Below are 16,090 nucleotides of genomic sequence, written 5' to 3'. Positions count from 1 at the left end.
AATGAGCCTTAATCCAAGAGACGTCGTGATTGTCGACTTCGGTCGTACCCCGATGGGTCGCTCCAAGGGCGGCATGCACCGCAACACCCGCGCTGAAGACATGTCCGCGCATTTGATCAGCAAATTGCTCGAGCGCAACAACAAGGTTGATCCGGCTGAAGTCGAGGACGTGATCTGGGGCTGTGTCAACCAGACCCTGGAGCAGGGCTGGAACATCGCGCGCATGGCGTCATTGCTGACCCAGATCCCGCACACTTCGGCTGCGCAGACAGTAAGTCGTCTGTGTGGTTCGTCCATGAGCGCGCTGCACACCGCTGCGCAGGCGATCATGACCAACAACGGTGACGTGTTCGTCATCGGTGGTGTGGAGCACATGGGCCACGTCAGCATGATGCATGGCGTGGACCCGAACCCGCACATGTCCCTGCACGCTGCCAAAGCCTCCGGAATGATGGGCCTGACCGCTGAAATGCTCGGCAAAATGCATGGCATCACCCGCGAGCAGCAGGATGCCTTCGGCCTGCGTTCCCACCAGTTGGCCCACAAGGCGACGCTGGAAGGCAAGTTCAAGGATGAGATCATCCCGATGCAGGGGTATGACGAGAACGGCTTCCTCAAGGTCTTTGACTACGATGAGACCATTCGTCCGGACACCACCCTGGAAAGTCTCGCCGCGCTCAAGCCGGCGTTCAATCCAAAAGGTGGCACCGTGACTGCCGGTACGTCCTCGCAGATCACTGACGGTGCGTCGTGCATGATTGTCATGTCGGCGCAGCGCGCCCAGGACCTCGGTATCCAGCCTCTGGCGGTGATTCGCTCGATGGCCGTGGCCGGTGTCGACCCAGCGATCATGGGCTATGGTCCGGTTCCGGCAACTCAGAAAGCGCTCAAGCGTGCAGGTCTGACGATCGCCGATATCGACTTCATCGAGCTCAACGAAGCCTTCGCTGCACAGGCCTTGCCGGTGTTGAAAGATTTGAAAGTGCTCGACAAGATGAACGAGAAGGTTAACCTGCACGGCGGCGCCATCGCTCTGGGTCATCCGTTTGGGTGTTCCGGCGCGCGCATCTCCGGCACCTTGCTCAATGTCATGAAGCAAAATGGCGGCACCTTCGGTGTGTCTACCATGTGTATTGGTCTGGGGCAGGGCATCGCGACCGTTTTCGAACGCGTCTGATTCCTGTGTGTGATGCGAGCCGGGGCTTGGTGCCCCGGCTTTTGTTTTTTGAAAAAAGGTTTCTTCAGCCAAATTTTTTGAACGTGTTACAAGAGGACCGCAGCATGCAACTGCAACCAGGGCTCTATCGCCATTACAAAGGCCCGCAGTACCGGGTTTTCAGTGTTGCCAGGCATTCCGAAACCGAAGAGGAAGTCGTGTTCTATCAGGCTCTGTACGGCGATTTCGGGATGTGGGTGCGTCCCTTGAGCATGTTTCTGGAGTCGGTCGAGGTTGACGGCGAGCACGTCCCGCGCTTTGCTCTGGTTGAGGCTGAACCCAGCCTGTTTTCACCAACGTGAGAAGGAATTGCACAACAGGCTGTGCTTGACCTCACCTTGTAGCCACTATATATAGCGTGGCCTTTACAAGCTCCTCACTGTCTTTCATCTAGTTATTCAGGAATTTTCTGATCCATGGGCAAATCGCTGGTCATCGTGGAATCCCCGGCTAAGGCCAAGACCATCAACAAGTATTTGGGCAACCAGTACGTGGTGAAGTCGAGTATCGGCCATATCCGAGACCTGCCCACCAGCGGTTCCGCTAGTGCCGCCAAAGACCCTGCCGCCAAGCGTGGCAAGGCTGCTGCGGGCGAGGGCCCGGTACTGACGCCTAAAGAAAAGGCGCAGCGCCAGTTGGTCTCGCGCATGGGAGTCGATCCGGAACATGGCTGGAAGGCCAAGTACGAGATCCTTCCTGGCAAGGAAAAGGTCATTGAAGAGCTGCGCAAGCTCGCCAAGGATGCCGACACCATCTATCTCGCGACGGACTTGGACCGCGAAGGGGAAGCCATTGCCTGGCACCTGCGCGAAGCCATCGGCGGGGATGACAGCCGCTACAAGCGCGTGGTGTTCAACGAGATCACCAAGAAAGCCATTCAGGAAGCGTTTTCCAAGCCAGGCGAGCTGGACATTGCCCGTGTCAACGCTCAGCAAGCGCGTCGTTTCCTTGACCGCGTCGTAGGCTACATGGTCTCGCCGCTGCTCTGGCAGAAAGTGGCCCGTGGTTTGTCTGCCGGTCGTGTGCAGTCGGTTGCGGTGAAGCTGGTGGTGGAGCGTGAGCGTGAAATTCGCGCGTTCAACCCTGAAGAATACTGGGAAATCCACGCCGATCTGGGCACCGCCAAAGGCGCCAATGTGCGGTTCGAAGTGGCGCGTGAAAACGGCGAAGCGTTCAAACCGCTGAACGAAACCCAGGCCATGGCAGCCCTTGAAAAGCTCAAGGCGTCCAGCTACAGCATCGTCAAGCGTGAAGACAAGCCGACCAGCAGCAAGCCCTCGGCGCCGTTCATCACCTCGACCCTGCAGCAGGCGGCGAGCAATCGCCTGGGCTTCGGCGTCAAGAAGACCATGATGATGGCACAGCGCTTGTATGAGGCTGGCTATATCACTTATATGCGTACCGACTCGACCAACCTGTCGGCCGACGCGGTAAGCATGGCGCGTGACTACATTGAAACCGAGTTCGGCAAGAAGTACCTGCCGGAATCGCCTAACGTCTACAGCAGCAAGGAAGGCGCGCAAGAGGCTCACGAAGCGATTCGACCTTCCGACGTCAACACCCACCCGACCAAGCTTGCCGGGATGGAGCGTGACGCCGAGCGCCTTTACGAGTTGATCTGGCGCCAGTTCGTGGCTTGCCAGATGCTGCCTGCACAATACCTGTCGACCACCGTCACGGTCGCCGCCAGCGACTTCGAGCTGCGCGCCAAGGGCCGCATCCTCAAGTTCGACGGCTATACCCGTGCGTTGCCACAGATGGCCAAGCCGGGCGATGACGACGTTTTGCCGGACATGGCGCAGGGCGAAGCGCTGAAGCTGAACAAGCTCGACCCCAGCCAGCACTTCACCAAGCCGCCAGCGCGTTATTCCGAAGCCAGTCTGGTCAAGGAAATGGAAAAGCGCGGTATCGGTCGCCCGTCGACCTACGCCGCGATCATTTCGACCATTCAGGACCGTGGCTACGTGGCGCTGCACAATCGCCGCTTCTACTCGGAAAAAATGGGTGACATCGTCACCGGACGTCTGTCCGAAAGCTTTTCCAACCTGATGGACTATGGCTTTACCGCCGGGATGGAAGAAAACCTCGACGACGTGGCTCAGGGTGAGCGCGACTGGAAAAACGTCCTGGACGAGTTCTACGGTGATTTCCGTAAAAAGCTCGACGTGGCCGAGGCCGCTGATGGCGGCATGCGTGCCAACCAGCCGGTGATGACCGATATCCCGTGCAAGGTATGCGGCCGCCCGATGCAGATTCGCACGGCCTCGACGGGTGTGTTTCTGGGGTGCTCCGGCTACAGCCTGCCGCCCAAGGAACGCTGCAAGGCGACTGTCAATCTGACCCCCGGTGACGAAATTGCCGACGATGACGAGGGCGAGTCCGAGTCGCGGGTTCTGCGCGGCAAACATCGCTGCCCGATCTGTAGCACGGCGATGGACGCGTATCTGCTCGACGAAAAGCACAAACTGCACATTTGCGGCAACAACCCCGATTGCACAGGTTACGAGATCGAGGAAGGTACTTACCGGATCAAAGGCTACGAAGGCCCGAGTCTGGAATGCGACAAGTGCGGCAGCGAAATGCAGCTCAAGACCGGTCGTTTCGGCAAGTTCTTCGGCTGTACCAATCCGGAGTGCAAGAACACCCGCAAACTGCTGAAAAGCGGCGACGCAGCACCACCGAAGATGGACCCGGTGAAGATGCCGGAGCTCAAGTGCGACAAGGTCGACGACACCTACATTCTGCGTGACGGCGCTTCGGGCCTGTTCCTGGCTGCCAGCCAGTTCCCGAAAAACCGTGAAACCCGTGCCCCGCTTGTTATCGAGATCGCGCCGCACAAGGACGAAATCGATCCCAAGTACCACTTCCTTTGCGAAGCGCCGAAGAAGGATCCGGACGGTCGTCCAACAGTGATCCGTTACAGTCGCAAGACCAAAGAGCAGTATGTCCAGACCGAAGTAGAGGGCAAGCCTACGGGCTGGCGTGCGTTCTACGACGGCAGCGCCTGGAAGGTTGAAGACAAGCGTTGATCGCAAGCGCCCGACGCAAACGTGTCGGGCGCTGTTTTCGACAGGCACGGCCTGCGGTGCCAGACTGATCCGACGCCACAGGCTATGCTGTTCTCTATCCCATTGTTATGGAGAGTCTCGCCATGGCTCATGAGCTCTATACCCGTACCAACCAGAAGATCTATTTTGCAGGGCTTGCGCTCGAAGCGTTGGGGAAGGCGGAGAAGGGGCAGGCGGTGAACGCGCCTGCATTGTTGCAGGCCGAGCGTGAGTCCGCCTTGTTTCATCTGTATGGCGCGCTGCTCGGCTTGTGCCACGAGATCGCGGGGTTCTACCGACTGCCGCAGGCCGGCTCGCGTCGTGCGGAGGACTTGTTGACTCAGGAAGTGCTGAACGCCATAGCAATTCCCGAAATGGCCGAGTTGGTTGAGCTTGCCCAGAACCGCCAGACATGGCTGGCTCAGTTGCTGACGGCCTATAACGCGTTGTATGAGCCGCCGCGTGCACCGAAAAAGCTCAAGGGTGACGTCACACAGCCGATGATACAGGCTGTGAACCTGGACGCTGAGCCGGAGTCTGAACTGACACGTGAAGAGCTCGAAAACTGGCGTCAGCAACTCAAAGGGTTGGCCATCCGTTTTCGTGAAGGCCTGAGCGAGTGCTGAAAACCAATGAAGTGCAGGCTGGCAGGCTGTTACAATGCCCGCCTCTTGCGGAGTAACTGTAATGCCTACCTCTTTCCTGGAAATTGTCGAACTGCCTGACGGACGTATTGAACTGCGTCGTGCCGATGACGAGGGTTCTCTGGTGACGCTTGATTTCTCTGCGGATGCCAAAGCGTTCATGCAAGGTCAGCATGTTGAAGTCGCCAAGGCCATGTTGAGTGTGGGCGTACAGATGGCTGGCCGTCTGGCTGAGGGCGAAGTCGAGAAGGATGACGTGCCCCACGTCCTGCACTGATCGACGACCGGGCTTTTTAGCCCAGCCGGATGTTCAGGCTCTGTGCTTCCCCGATTTTTGCAGCACTGATCAATTGCTGACGCGCTGCGGTGCCAAGTGGATTGATCCAGCTCACAACCGTATGGCTACGACCGAGTCTCAGTGCTTCGCGAGTCAGCTCCAGTACACTTTGTGTGCCGCGCGGCTGCAGTAGCAGAATCCGTTCCCTGTTGAGTCCTGCATCGCGCAACCAGGTCTGGGTCAGGCTTGAGGGTGGCGCAATCAGCGTCAGCCAGCGTGCGTCGATTTCTTCGCTCAGTTCCCGAAGGATAGGGGCCAGAAGGTTCAGGCAGTTCCCGGCGGCGCCGCGCAAAGACAGTTCACTGAAGAGTTCTGGCTCGTTGCCCCAGGGTGTTTCGACTGCATCGGCAAGCAGCGGGGCGATGGGCTGAGCCAGAAACGCCTCGAACAGTGGCAATTGTGAATGCGGTGCTTGATGGAACTGCATAACGCCTCCTTAGCGGCGAATGACGCCGACGCTCAAACCTTCGATCACCAGCTCCTGATCCTTGAGATCGACCTCGATAGGGGCAAAATCAGGGTTTTCAGCCAGCAGCCAGACTTTGCTGCCTTCACGCTTGAAACGCTTGACGGTGACTTCGTCGCCAATCCGGGCAACTACGATCTGGCCGTTACGTGCTTCGCGAGTGGTGTGCACCGCCAACAGGTCGCCATCCAGAATTCCGACGTCCTTCATACTCATGCCGTGAACGCGCAGCAGGTAGTTGGCGCTGGGATGGAAAAAGGAAGGGTTGATGTTGCAGGACTCTTCGATATGTTGCTGAGCCAGAATCGGCGCGCCAGCTGCTACGCGACCAATGACCGGCAGGCTGCTTTCATCCGGCCGTGCTTCAAAGCCGGGAATGCGGATGCCGCGTGAGGCACCAGGGGTCATTTCGATGGCGCCTTTGCGAGCCAATGCCTTAAGGTGTTCTTCCGCTGCGTTGGGCGATTTGAAACCCAGCTCCTGGGCGATTTCCGCACGTGTAGGTGGAAAGCCGTTGTCTTCCAGGCAGCGTTTGATGAAGCCCAGGATTTCAGCCTGGCGTGGCGTCAGTTTGATCATGATGGGCGCTCTGGCTTTTTATACAGTGACTGGGATTATATACAGTGAACCCGCGTTGGCAATCATCCTTTTTACTTTCGCCGCCAGGCGGTGCGGTGGGGGGTTGCGAAGCCTTGCGTCAAAAAGCGCTGTATAAGCTGTCTATTGTCATTTAACATCCAGTTTCGTGACTGTTCAGCCACAAAATGAACGGGTCCGCTTGACAAACGGGGCGCCTGATACGTATGTTTCAAACGTTCGTTTGTTAGGCAGAGAGCCATGGCCCAGTCGGAAACCGTTGAACGCATTCTTGATGCTGCCGAGCAGTTATTCGCAGAAAAGGGGTTTGCTGAAACCTCCTTGCGTCTCATCACCAGCAAGGCTTCGGTCAATCTGGCTGCGGTGAACTATCACTTCGGTTCGAAAAAGGCGCTGATTCAGGCGGTGTTCTCACGTTTTCTCGGCCCGTTCTGCATCAGTCTCGATCGCGAGCTGGAGCGTCGCCAGGCAAAACCCGAACACAAGCCGAGCCTGGAAGAACTGCTGGAGATCCTCGTCGAGCAGGCGCTTGTCGTGCAACCGCGAAGCGGTAACGACCTCTCGATCTTCATGCGTCTTTTAGGGCTTGCCTTCAGTCAGAGTCAGGGCCACCTGCGCCGTTATCTTGAAGACATGTACGGTAAGGTGTTCCGTCGTTACATGATGCTGGTCAACGAAGCCGCCCCCCGTATTCCGCCTATCGAGCTGTTCTGGCGCGTGCACTTCATGCTCGGTGCCGCCGCATTCAGCATGTCCGGCATCAAGGCCTTGCGTGCGATTGCCGAAACCGATTTTGGCGTCAATACCTCCATCGAGCAGGTCATGCGCCTGATGGTGCCGTTTCTGGCCGCAGGCATGCGTGCCGACACCGGCGTCAGTGACCCGACTATGATCGCCGCTCAACTCAGGCCGCGTAGCAAGAGCAGCACCGGCACGCCTGCGGTCGCCAAGGCCTGACGCTCCAAGCCTTAATGTACCGGCGCATCGCATTGCGTCAGGCTTCAGGATCAAGCACCATGCCCGGATTGCAAATGGGCACTGGTGTGTAAGGGTTTTTTCTATGAGTTCTGGCCTGCAAGGCTCCCTGATGGTCGATGTCGCCGGCACCTGGCTGACCAGCGAAGACCGTCAGTTTCTGCGTCAGCCCGAAGTGGGCGGTTTGATTATCTTTGCCCGAAACATCGAGCATCCCCGTCAGGTTCGTGAACTGAGTGCGGCGATTCGCGCCGTTCGCCCGGACTTGCTGCTGGCAGTGGATCAGGAGGGCGGCAGGGTCCAGCGCCTGCGGCAGGGGTTCGTGCGTCTACCGCCGATGCGCGCTATTGCCGACAAGCCAGATGCTGTACTGCTGGCCGAGCATTGCGGCTGGCTGATGGCCACCGAAGTATTGGCTGTCGGCCTGGACCTGAGTTTTGCTCCGGTGCTGGACCTGGACTACCAGCGCAGCGCGGTCGTCGGGACGCGTTCGTTTGAGGGCGACCCGGAGCGTGCGGCGCTGCTGGCAGGGGCGTTTATTCGTGGCATGAACGCGGCTGGCATGGCTGCGACCGGCAAGCATTTCCCTGGCCACGGCTGGGCCGAAGCCGACTCTCACGTGGCTATCCCGAATGACGAGCGCAGTCTGGAACAGATTCGCGCCAGCGATCTGGTGGCGTTCGCACGCCTGAGCCGACAGCTCGCTGCAGTGATGCCTGCTCATGTCATTTACCCGAAAGTCGATTCGCAGCCTGCCGGTTTCTCCAAGCGCTGGCTGCAAGACATCCTGCGCGACGAACTGAAATTTGACGGTGTTATTTTCAGCGATGATCTGTCGATGGCCGGTGCCCATGTGGTCGGTGATGTCGCCAGCCGTATCGAGGCTGCGCTGACGGCGGGTTGCGACATGGGGCTGGTATGTAATGACCGCGCTGCGGCAGAGCTGGCCCTCGGTGCGGCCCAGCGCCTGAAAGTCAGGCCTTCGCCGCGCATCGCGCGTATGCGCGGTCAGGCATCAGCCAGTACTGATTATCGGCAACACCCGCGCTGGCAGGCCGCGCTTCAGGCCCTGCGCGCTGCTCAACTGATCGATTAAGGATTTGCGATGACTGTTTACGCGATTATTGGTGGGACTGGCCTGACCCAGCTGGAAGGCCTGAACATTCGGCAGTCCTTGCCGATGAACACGCCTTATGGCGCACCTTCCGGCGAAATCCAGATCGGCGATTATGCCGGTCGCGAAGTGATGTTTTTGGCGCGGCATGGTCATCCGCACCGTTTGCCACCGCATCAGGTCAACTACCGGGCCAACATCTGGGCCTTGAAGCAGGCTGGTGCCGAAGCGATTCTGGCGGTCAATGCGGTAGGTGGCATACATCCTGCGATGGGCACCGGGCACTTTTGCGTGCCGCATGATCTGGTCGACTACACCAGCGGTCGCCAGCACACGTTCTTTGCCGATGATCTGGAAGAGGTCACGCACATCGACTTCAGCTATCCCTACGGCGAAGCGTTACGGGCGCGGCTGGTTGCAGCACTGGCCGCTGAAGGGTGCGAGTTCTCTGATCGGGGTGTCTATGCCTGTACTCAGGGGCCGCGCCTGGAGACGGTCGCCGAAATCATCCGCCTTGAGCGTGATGGCTGCGACATCGTCGGCATGACTGGTATGCCCGAGGCCGCTCTGGCCCGTGAGCTGGAGCTGGAATACGCCTGCCTGGCGCTGGTGGTCAATCCGGCAGCGGGCAAGTCGACCACTGTCATAACCATGGCAGAAATCGAACAGGCCCTGCGCGATGGTATGGGCAAGGTAAAAGCCACGCTCGCCCGGGTTCTGTCAGCCTCCTGACTTACAGCATGCGCTTGAGGGTGTTGTCCTTGCGCACAAGGTGATGCCAGAGCGCGGCGACTACGTGCAGGGCGATGACGTAATAGAAGATCGAGCCCAGCAGCTTGTGCACATCTTCGAACGTTTCGGCCCTGCGATCCGAGGTCGGCAGGGGCCAGGGTATCTGCAGGTCGGTGAGGGGAATGGGTAACGCGCCTTTTTCCACCATCACCGTCAGCAGGCCCAATAAAGGCTGAGCGAACAGGAACGCATACAGCACGTAATGCGTAAGTGTCGCGGCTAAGCGCAACGCGCCTTCAAGCGGCGGCGTTATGCCGGGCGGACGATGCCGTCGACGTTCGGCGACGCGGAAAAACGCCATGGCCAGAATCACAATCCCCACCCAGAAATGGCTCTGCACGACCAGTGTGCGGTATTCAGAACCCTTGCCAAACTGACTGCGGCTCAGAATCAGGGTATACGCCAGCACAATCAGTATGGCCATGACCCAGTGCAGCCATCTGGCTCGTGCGGTGTAGCGTTGAGAAGTCGGTGCATCCACGGTTGGATTCCTTGTCGCTTTTTACAGGTCCGGTAAGCAGTTTAGGCAGTTGCCGGGATCCTGCGTTTCATTTGTACGCGTTTTTTTCAGCGTCAGATCTGTGCCATTGAATATGCCCGACTGAATATGGCAAATACGCAGCACAGGCGACACGGGACGGAACCTGTGCCGATGGGTGGCTTCATATGACGTGAATATTCACCCGGGAGCGAGTCTTGACCAGTGCCAATCCGCCTGTCGGCCCAGCAACGCCAGTGTCCGCCAGTGTTTCATTGAATGTACTGACCATGAACATGCACATGGGCTTTGGCATTTTCAATCGCCGCTTCATTTTGCCGGAGTTGCGTGAGGCTGTGCGTACTGTATCGGCCGATATCGTGTTTCTTCAGGAAGTGCACGGCGAGCACCAGAGCCATGCGCGCAGCGTCAAGGACTGGCCGAAGATTTCCCAGTACGAGTTCCTCGCCGACAGCATGTGGAACGACTTTGCCTATGGTCGTAATGCGGTGTACCCGGATGGCGATCACGGTAACGCGCTGCTGTCCAAGTACCCGATCATCCAGCACGAGAACCTCGACATTTCCATTCATGGCACCGAGCAGCGCGGTTTGCTGCACTGCATCCTGGAGATGCCATACACCGGTCGGGTGCATGCGGTGTGTGTTCACTTGGGCTTGCGTGAAAGTCATCGGCGTCAGCAGCTCAACCTGCTCGCCGAGCTGATGGAGCGTCTTCCCGAGGGTGAGCCGGTGATCGTTGCCGGTGATTTCAATGACTGGCGTCAGCGCGCCGATGCTTTGCTGGAGGGCACCGGGCTGCACGAGGTTTTTGTCGAGCGCTTCGGCGCGCCGGCCAAAAGCTTTCCGGCCCGCTGGCCGTTGCTCCGGCTGGACCGGATTTATATCCGCAACGCGACTTCCCACAGGCCGAAAGTATTGTCCAGCCGCCCGTGGTCTCATCTTTCCGATCATGCACCGCTGGCGGTGGAGTTGACCTTATGAGTAATACGACAGGGCAGTGGTGTGATGGTAACTCGGTAGAGCTGCTGATCAACGGTGAAGACTTCTACGCCCGGGTGTTTGAGTGCATACGGGCCGCGCGCAAAGAGGTGTTGATCGAGACTTTCATCATCTTTGAAGACCGGATTGGCGAGGGCTTGCAACAGGCATTGCTCCAAGCTGCGGCCAACGGCGCGAAAGTGGTTGTCACGGTAGATGACTACGGGACATCGGACCTGAGTTCGGTGTTTGTCAAAACCATGATCGATGCCGGTATTCAGATTCAGCTGTTCGACCCGCGTCCGCGATTCATGGGTATGCGCACCAACCTGTTCCGCCGTCTGCACCGCAAGGTGGTCGTCATTGACGGCGAACTGGGCTTTATCGGCGGCATCAACTACAGCGTTGATCACATGACTGACACGGGGGTGACGGCCAAACAGGACTATGCCGTTCTGGTCTGTGGCCCGATTGTTGGCGATATTCACCACAGCGCGTTGAATATGCTCAGCAAGGTCGTTCGTGACAAATTGCCGCCCATTGCACTGAAGCTGGACCGTGCCGGTGACGCCAGCATGCTGCTCGCCGAGCGCGACAATGACGAGCACAGTACCGATATCGAAGAGCAGTACCTTGAGGCGATTCGCACTGCGAAGCAACGGATCACCCTGGCCAACGCGTATTTTTATCCCAGCTACCGTTTTCTGCGTGAGCTGCGCAATGCGTCACGGCGGGGCGTCAAGGTCACCCTTATTTTGCAAGGTCAGCCCGACATGCCGTTCGTGCGGGTCTGCTCGCGGCTGACCTACACTTACCTGCTGCGCGACGGCGTGGTCATTCACGAGTACAAGCAACGTGCATTGCACGGCAAGGTCGCGCTGATCGATCAGGACTGGTCCACCGTGGGCTCCAGCAATCTCGACCCGCTGAGCTTGGCGCTGAACCTGGAGGCCAATCTGTTCATTCGTGATCGCGGGCTCAATGAGCATCTGCAAAACCATCTGATGGAGCTTGCCGCTGCGCACAGTAAGCAGATGAGCCTCAAGGGCGCGGCGCGTGGTCAGTGGTGGCGTGCGCCGATGATCGTTTTAAGCTTCTTTTTTCTGCGGCGTTTTCCGGCCATTGCCGGCCTGTTCCCGGTTCACGGTGTGCGCCTCAAGCCGTTACGGGCCGGTGACGTGGTGCCGGAAGCGAAAGTCATCGAACAGCAACAGAACAACCACGAGATGGACCAGGAGAAAACTTCATGACTCAGGCCGCAAATGCAGCGCCGCGAAGTGCGCAGGGAGCCAAATGGAAATGGGCAAAGCGGATATTCAATCTGTTTTTCTTCATTGCTGTCCCGGTCCTGTTGTTTCTGCTGGTCAAGAACCTTGACTGGCAAGAGGTCAAGCAGGCGCTTTCGTCCTACAAGGCCAGCACTCTGGCCATTGCCGCTGTTGTGGCCTTTGCCAGTTACGCAACCTATTGCGGTTTTGACATACTGGCGCGGTATTACACCCGCCACACATTGTCGATCAAGCAGATCGTGCCTGTGACCTTTGTCTGCTACGCATTCAACCTTAATCTCAGTTCATGGGTTGGCGGCATCGCCTTGCGTTACCGGTTGTATTCCCGGTTGGGGCTGGACGTGTCGACCATCACCCGGATTCTGAGCCTCAGCCTGATTACCAACTGGCTGGGTTACATGCTGCTGGCTGGTTTCGTGTTTTCGATGCGTTTTCTGGAGTTGCCAGAGGAATGGTCGATCGGCACCACGACCCTGCAATTGATCGGTTTCGGACTGTTGGCCGTGTGTTTTGCCTACCTGTTGGCCTGCCGGTTTTCCAAAAAGCGCTCATGGACCGTTCGTGATCAGGAATTCAATCTACCGTCGATGAAGCAGGCCTTGATGCAGGCCAGCCTGGGGGCTCTGAACTGGTCGCTGATGGCTGCGGTGATTTACACGCTGCTGCCCGACAAGGCGTTTTACCCGGCGATTCTCGGTGTGTTGCTGATCAGCAGCATCGCGGGTGTCATTACTCACATTCCAGCCGGGCTGGGCGTGCTTGAGACTGTATTCATTACCTTGCTGGCTCACCAGTTCTCCAAGGGCAGTCTGCTGGCAGCTCTGATCGGCTACCGCGCCATTTACTTCCTGCTGCCGCTGTTGATTGCATTGGTGGTGTATCTGGTGCTGGAAAAACGCGCGAAGAAAATGGGCCAGAAGAACCAGCAGCGAATGGGGCAGGAAGCGAAGACCTGAGGGCCGGGAATCTCAGCCCTCAATCATCAAACCCGACCTGCTCGTGGATCTCGTCCACTTTCAGCTCCAGCCGATACGCCACTGCAATGAACAGTGCCTGGCACAGGCACAGGGTGGCGCTCAGCGAGCGGAAGGCGAACGAGCTGCCTTCATTGACCAGCAACACCGAGTTAGCACGCTTGGCCAGCGGCGACAGATTGCTGTCGGTGATGATCAGCGTCTTGGCCTGATGATGCTGGGCGATGCGCAGGCAATGCTGGGTTTCCTTGCCGTAGGGCGTGAAGCTGATGGCAATCACCAGATCGTTGGCACGCACGCTGCGCATCTGCTCTCGATAGCTGCCCCCCAGGCCCGATATCAAGTGAATACGCTTGTTGGTGTGTTGCAGGTTGTAGACCAGATAATCCGCCACGGCAAATGAGCGGCGCACACCCACCACGTAGATATTGTCGGCGTTGACCACCAGATCTACAGCCTTTTCGAACTCATCGTCGTCCAGCTCTGCACTCAAACGCTCCAGCCCGGAGAGCGTTGCGCTCACGCATTCGCGTGCCAGATCACCCGAGTGGGCCTTCTGAGACTTATTGGCGATCATGCTGCGGATGCGTTGCTGGTAGTTCTGCACCGGCGTGGTCTTGTGCGTGTAAGCCTCGCGAAACAACGCCTGCATCTCACTGAAGCCGCTAAACCCGAAACGCTGGGAAAAGCGCACAATGGCCGACGGGTGGACTTCGCACTCGCGGGCAATGTCACTGATCCGGTCAACCATGATCCGGTCGCTCTGCTGGCTCATATAGCTGGCGATGCGCTTGAGCTGACGCGGTAAACCGTCGTACTCATCAGTGATCAGCCTTAGCAGGCCTTCGGCATTGGTCGGCGGCATGTCGACGCTCGTCTCGGGCAGAGTGGGCTGATCGGCGCGGGTCATATTCAAATCCTTTCTACCTGTTCTTTCAGGGCAATTTCTTACAGAGCAACATCTTTCAAGGTAACGCAGTTGTGTGCCCGACGATGGAGGCTGCCTTGGGCCGGGACGACTATAGCTTACCCGTCTGTGCATTGTGCCAGCACTTGAATAGCGGTATGGAAAAAATATTCCACTAAAAATAATTATAGAATAAATATTGATTGATGAGGCTCGACGTTTTACGCTGCATTCACAAAGCAGCGTGTACACATGATGCAGGCGCTGCAGGCTGATAAAAATAACAGGAGCCACCATGGGCCAGACATGCTTTGCCACTGGGCGTCAGTTGGATCTGATCTGCCTCGGACGCCTGGGCGTCGATCTTTATGCGCAACAAGTAGGTGCGCGGCTGGAAGACGTTTCCAGTTTCGCCAAATACCTGGGCGGCTCATCGGCCAATATCGCATTCGGTACTGCCAGGCTGGGGCTCAGGTCGGCCATGCTGAGCAGGGTAGGTGATGACCATATGGGTCGCTTCCTGGTCGAGTCGCTGGCCCGCGAAGGCTGTGATGTCAGCGCTATCAAGCGCGATCCCGAGCGCCTGACCGCCATGGTGCTGCTGGGGCTGAAAGACCGTGAAACGTTCCCCCTGGTGTTCTACCGCGAAAATTGCGCCGACATGGCTTTGCGCGCCGAGGACATCGACGAACAGCAGATCGCGTCGAGCAAGGCGCTGCTGATCACCGGCACGCATTTTTCTACCGATCAAGTGTTCAAGGCCAGCAGCCAGGCGCTCGACTACGCCGAAAAGCACGACGTCAAACGCGTGCTGGATATTGATTATCGCCCGGTGCTCTGGGGCCTGGCGGCCAAGGCTGATGGCGAGACACGTTTTGTTGCCGATCAGAAGGTCAGTCAGCATGTGCAGCGCATCCTGCCGCGTTTTGACCTGATTGTCGGTACTGAAGAAGAATTTCAGATTGCCGGCGGCTCTACCGATTTGCTCACTGCCCTGCGTACCGTGCGCGAACTGACGGCCGCGACGCTTGTGGTCAAGCTCGGCCCGCAAGGTTGCACAGTGATTCACGGTGCGATTCCTGCGCGGCTTGAAGACGGCGCAATCTACCCCTGCGTGCGGGTTGAAGTGCTCAACGTGCTGGGCGCTGGCGATGCGTTCATGTCCGGTTTTCTCAGCGGCTGGCTCAAGGATGCCAGCGACGAGCGCTGCTGCCAGCTGGCCAATGCCTGTGGCGGGCTGGTGGTATCGCGCCATGCCTGCGCGCCTGCGATGCCGACGCCTGCCGAACTGGATTACCTGTTCAGCAGCCCGTACCCCATTACCCGGCCTGATCAGGATGTTGTCCTGCAACGGCTGCATCAGGTCAGCGTGCCGCGCAAGCAGTGGCGGCAGTTGTTCATCTTCGCCTTCGATCATCGCGGCCAACTGGTCGAGCTGGCCCAACAGGCCGGGCGCGGCCTGAGCAGCATCAGCCAGCTCAAGCAACTATTCGTGCAGGCGGTTGAGCGGGTCGAAGCCGGCCTGCGCCAGCGTGGCATCGAAGCCGATGTCGGGCTGCTTGCCGATCAGCGCTTCGGTCAGGATTCACTTAACGCTGCGACCGGTCGCGGTTGGTGGGTGGCGCGTCCGGTGGAAGTGCAGGGTTCAAGACCCCTGGCGTTCGAGCATGGCCGCTCCATCGGCAGCAATCTGCTCGCCTGGCCGCAAGAGCAGATCATCAAGTGCCTGGTGCAATATCACCCCGATGACGAGCCCATGCTGCGTCTGGAACAGGAAGCGCAGATCAAGGCGCTCTACGACGCGTCGAAAGTCAGTGGTCACGAACTGCTGCTGGAAATCATTCCACCCAAGGATCACCCCTCGTCTCATCCTGACGTGATGGTCCGGTCGCTGAAGCGTTTGTACAACCTGGGCATCTACCCGGCGTGGTGGAAGATCGAGGCGCAGAGCGCGCAGGTCTGGCAGCAGCTGGACGAATTGATCCAGCAGCGCGATCCGTATTGCCGTGGCGTGGTACTGCTCGGGCTCAATGCGCCTGTAGAAGACCTCGCTGCCGGTTTTGCCGAAGCACGACACAGCCGCGTTTGCCAGGGTTTTGCCGTGGGCCGGACCATATTTCGCGAGCCAAGCCGGGCCTGGATGGCCGGGGAAATAGACGATGCGGCGCTGGTCAGTCGGGTGCAGAGCACCTTCAACTGGTTGATCGAGTCCTGGCGCGAAAGCCGCGCCTGACTCTTTCTTGATCTGACGTC

General features: G+C 58.4%; 16 protein-coding genes. 12 read left to right on the top strand and 4 right to left on the bottom strand.

Translation table 11 applies throughout. The features are described 5' to 3' along the window. Nucleotide 1 precedes the first annotated feature (1 nt). The 5 genes from fadA to LJU29_RS17130 all read left to right on the top strand — a co-directional run bounded on the left by fadA (nt 2) and on the right by LJU29_RS17130 (nt 5,184). The gene (fadA, locus tag LJU29_RS17150) at nt 2–1,177 is read left to right on the top strand and encodes an acetyl-CoA C-acyltransferase FadA (RefSeq protein ID WP_004656895.1); all 1,176 of its coding nucleotides are present in this window, start codon (nt 2–4) and stop codon (nt 1,175–1,177) included. A gap of 104 nt (nt 1,178–1,281) precedes the next feature. Continuing rightward, nucleotides 1,282–1,518, top strand: a complete 237-nt coding sequence (locus LJU29_RS17145) for a DUF1653 domain-containing protein (RefSeq protein WP_004656893.1) — start codon at nt 1,282–1,284, stop codon at nt 1,516–1,518. A gap of 114 nt (nt 1,519–1,632) precedes the next feature. Next, complete coding sequence (gene topA, locus LJU29_RS17140) at nt 1,633–4,245, top strand: type I DNA topoisomerase (RefSeq protein ID WP_058401590.1); 2,613 nt, start codon at nt 1,633–1,635, stop codon at nt 4,243–4,245. Nucleotides 4,246–4,367: 122 nt separating this feature from the next. After that, on the top strand, nt 4,368–4,889 hold the full coding sequence (locus tag LJU29_RS17135) for a DUF6586 family protein (protein WP_004665748.1): 522 nt from the start codon (nt 4,368–4,370) through the stop codon (nt 4,887–4,889). Nucleotides 4,890–4,950: 61 nt separating this feature from the next. Continuing rightward, a complete protein-coding gene (locus LJU29_RS17130; RefSeq protein WP_002554102.1) occupies nt 4,951–5,184 on the top strand; it encodes a hypothetical protein in 234 nt (77 codons plus the stop codon). Nucleotides 5,185–5,200: 16 nt separating this feature from the next. On the opposite strand, the gene sulA is transcribed toward LJU29_RS17130, so the two are convergent. Together sulA and lexA are read right to left on the bottom strand one after the other, a co-directional pair. Then, on the bottom strand, nt 5,201–5,671 hold the full coding sequence (gene sulA, locus LJU29_RS17125) for an SOS-induced cell division inhibitor SulA (RefSeq protein ID WP_004656886.1): 471 nt from the start codon (nt 5,669–5,671) through the stop codon (nt 5,201–5,203). A gap of 9 nt (nt 5,672–5,680) precedes the next feature. Beyond that, nucleotides 5,681–6,289: a transcriptional repressor LexA gene (lexA, locus tag LJU29_RS17120; protein WP_002554100.1), complete on the bottom strand. Its 609-nt coding sequence runs from the start codon at nt 6,287–6,289 to the stop codon at nt 5,681–5,683. 258 nt (nt 6,290–6,547) lie between these two features. On the opposite strand from lexA, the gene psrA reads away from it, so the two are divergent. From psrA to LJU29_RS17105, 3 genes are all read left to right on the top strand, one after another. Continuing rightward, nucleotides 6,548–7,264, top strand: coding sequence for a transcriptional regulator PsrA (gene psrA, locus LJU29_RS17115; protein ID WP_005754461.1), 717 nt, complete (start codon nt 6,548–6,550; stop codon nt 7,262–7,264). A gap of 103 nt (nt 7,265–7,367) precedes the next feature. Then, on the top strand, nt 7,368–8,378 hold the full coding sequence (gene nagZ / locus LJU29_RS17110; protein ID WP_257110977.1) for a beta-N-acetylhexosaminidase: 1,011 nt from the start codon (nt 7,368–7,370) through the stop codon (nt 8,376–8,378). Between the two features lie 9 nt (nt 8,379–8,387). Continuing rightward, nucleotides 8,388–9,128, top strand: coding sequence for an S-methyl-5'-thioinosine phosphorylase (locus LJU29_RS17105; RefSeq protein ID WP_257110976.1), 741 nt, complete (start codon nt 8,388–8,390; stop codon nt 9,126–9,128). Between the two features lies 1 nt (nt 9,129). Here LJU29_RS17105 and LJU29_RS17100 read toward each other — a convergent pair whose 3' ends face one another. Then, nucleotides 9,130–9,669 (bottom strand): cytochrome b, encoded by a 540-nt coding sequence (locus LJU29_RS17100; protein ID WP_005754458.1) that lies wholly within the window; start codon nt 9,667–9,669, stop codon nt 9,130–9,132. A gap of 215 nt (nt 9,670–9,884) precedes the next feature. Here LJU29_RS17100 and LJU29_RS17095 point away from each other — a divergent pair, with 215 nt between their 5' ends. Genes LJU29_RS17095 through LJU29_RS17085 form a run of 3 tightly spaced genes read left to right on the top strand, consistent with a single transcriptional unit; the run spans nt 9,885 to nt 12,912 of the window. Further along, nucleotides 9,885–10,670 carry an endonuclease/exonuclease/phosphatase family protein gene (locus LJU29_RS17095; protein ID WP_005754456.1) on the top strand — a complete coding sequence of 262 codons (786 nt, stop codon included), beginning with the start codon at nt 9,885–9,887 and terminating at the stop codon, nt 10,668–10,670. Further along, nucleotides 10,667–11,917, top strand: coding sequence for a cardiolipin synthase ClsB (clsB, locus tag LJU29_RS17090; protein WP_057452956.1), 1,251 nt, complete (start codon nt 10,667–10,669; stop codon nt 11,915–11,917). Before LJU29_RS17095 ends, clsB begins: the two co-directional genes overlap by 4 nt. Then, nucleotides 11,914–12,912, top strand: coding sequence for a lysylphosphatidylglycerol synthase domain-containing protein (locus LJU29_RS17085; protein ID WP_005744453.1), 999 nt, complete (start codon nt 11,914–11,916; stop codon nt 12,910–12,912). The genes clsB and LJU29_RS17085 overlap by 4 nt, the downstream gene beginning before the upstream one ends. 19 nt (nt 12,913–12,931) lie before the next feature. Here LJU29_RS17085 and LJU29_RS17080 read toward each other — a convergent pair whose 3' ends face one another. Next, nucleotides 12,932–13,840 (bottom strand): MurR/RpiR family transcriptional regulator, encoded by a 909-nt coding sequence (locus LJU29_RS17080; RefSeq protein WP_002554092.1) that lies wholly within the window; start codon nt 13,838–13,840, stop codon nt 12,932–12,934. 292 nt (nt 13,841–14,132) lie between these two features. Here LJU29_RS17080 and LJU29_RS17075 point away from each other — a divergent pair, with 292 nt between their 5' ends. Then, entirely contained in the window at nt 14,133–16,070 is a 1,938-nt protein-coding gene (locus LJU29_RS17075) for a bifunctional 5-dehydro-2-deoxygluconokinase/5-dehydro-2-deoxyphosphogluconate aldolase (protein WP_257110975.1), read from the top strand. Nucleotides 16,071–16,090 lie beyond the last annotated feature (20 nt).

The organism is Pseudomonas ficuserectae (assembly GCF_024584585.1).
GTDB classification, from domain to species: Bacteria; Pseudomonadota; Gammaproteobacteria; order Pseudomonadales; family Pseudomonadaceae; genus Aquipseudomonas; species Aquipseudomonas amygdali.
The sequence above is the reverse complement of the archived record's forward strand: the minus strand, read 5'-3'. Positions and strand labels throughout refer to the sequence as shown.

What these genes read in the sequence shown, in the direction of transcription:
- fadA (WP_004656895.1), top strand. Translation starts at nt 2, where the DNA reads ATGAGCCTTAATCCAAGAGACGTCGTGATTGTCGACTTCGGTCGTACC.
- LJU29_RS17145 (WP_004656893.1), top strand. Translation starts at nt 1,282, where the DNA reads ATGCAACTGCAACCAGGGCTCTATCGCCATTACAAAGGCCCGCAGTAC.
- topA (WP_058401590.1), top strand. Translation starts at nt 1,633, where the DNA reads ATGGGCAAATCGCTGGTCATCGTGGAATCCCCGGCTAAGGCCAAGACC.
- LJU29_RS17135 (WP_004665748.1), top strand. Translation starts at nt 4,368, where the DNA reads ATGGCTCATGAGCTCTATACCCGTACCAACCAGAAGATCTATTTTGCA.
- LJU29_RS17130 (WP_002554102.1), top strand. Translation starts at nt 4,951, where the DNA reads ATGCCTACCTCTTTCCTGGAAATTGTCGAACTGCCTGACGGACGTATT.
- sulA (WP_004656886.1), bottom strand. Translation starts at nt 5,671, where the DNA reads ATGCAGTTCCATCAAGCACCGCATTCACAATTGCCACTGTTCGAGGCG.
- lexA (WP_002554100.1), bottom strand. Translation starts at nt 6,289, where the DNA reads ATGATCAAACTGACGCCACGCCAGGCTGAAATCCTGGGCTTCATCAAA.
- psrA (WP_005754461.1), top strand. Translation starts at nt 6,548, where the DNA reads ATGGCCCAGTCGGAAACCGTTGAACGCATTCTTGATGCTGCCGAGCAG.
- nagZ (WP_257110977.1), top strand. Translation starts at nt 7,368, where the DNA reads ATGAGTTCTGGCCTGCAAGGCTCCCTGATGGTCGATGTCGCCGGCACC.
- LJU29_RS17105 (WP_257110976.1), top strand. Translation starts at nt 8,388, where the DNA reads ATGACTGTTTACGCGATTATTGGTGGGACTGGCCTGACCCAGCTGGAA.
- clsB (WP_057452956.1), top strand. Translation starts at nt 10,667, where the DNA reads ATGAGTAATACGACAGGGCAGTGGTGTGATGGTAACTCGGTAGAGCTG.
- LJU29_RS17085 (WP_005744453.1), top strand. Translation starts at nt 11,914, where the DNA reads ATGACTCAGGCCGCAAATGCAGCGCCGCGAAGTGCGCAGGGAGCCAAA.
- LJU29_RS17080 (WP_002554092.1), bottom strand. Translation starts at nt 13,840, where the DNA reads ATGACCCGCGCCGATCAGCCCACTCTGCCCGAGACGAGCGTCGACATG.
- LJU29_RS17075 (WP_257110975.1), top strand. Translation starts at nt 14,133, where the DNA reads ATGGGCCAGACATGCTTTGCCACTGGGCGTCAGTTGGATCTGATCTGC.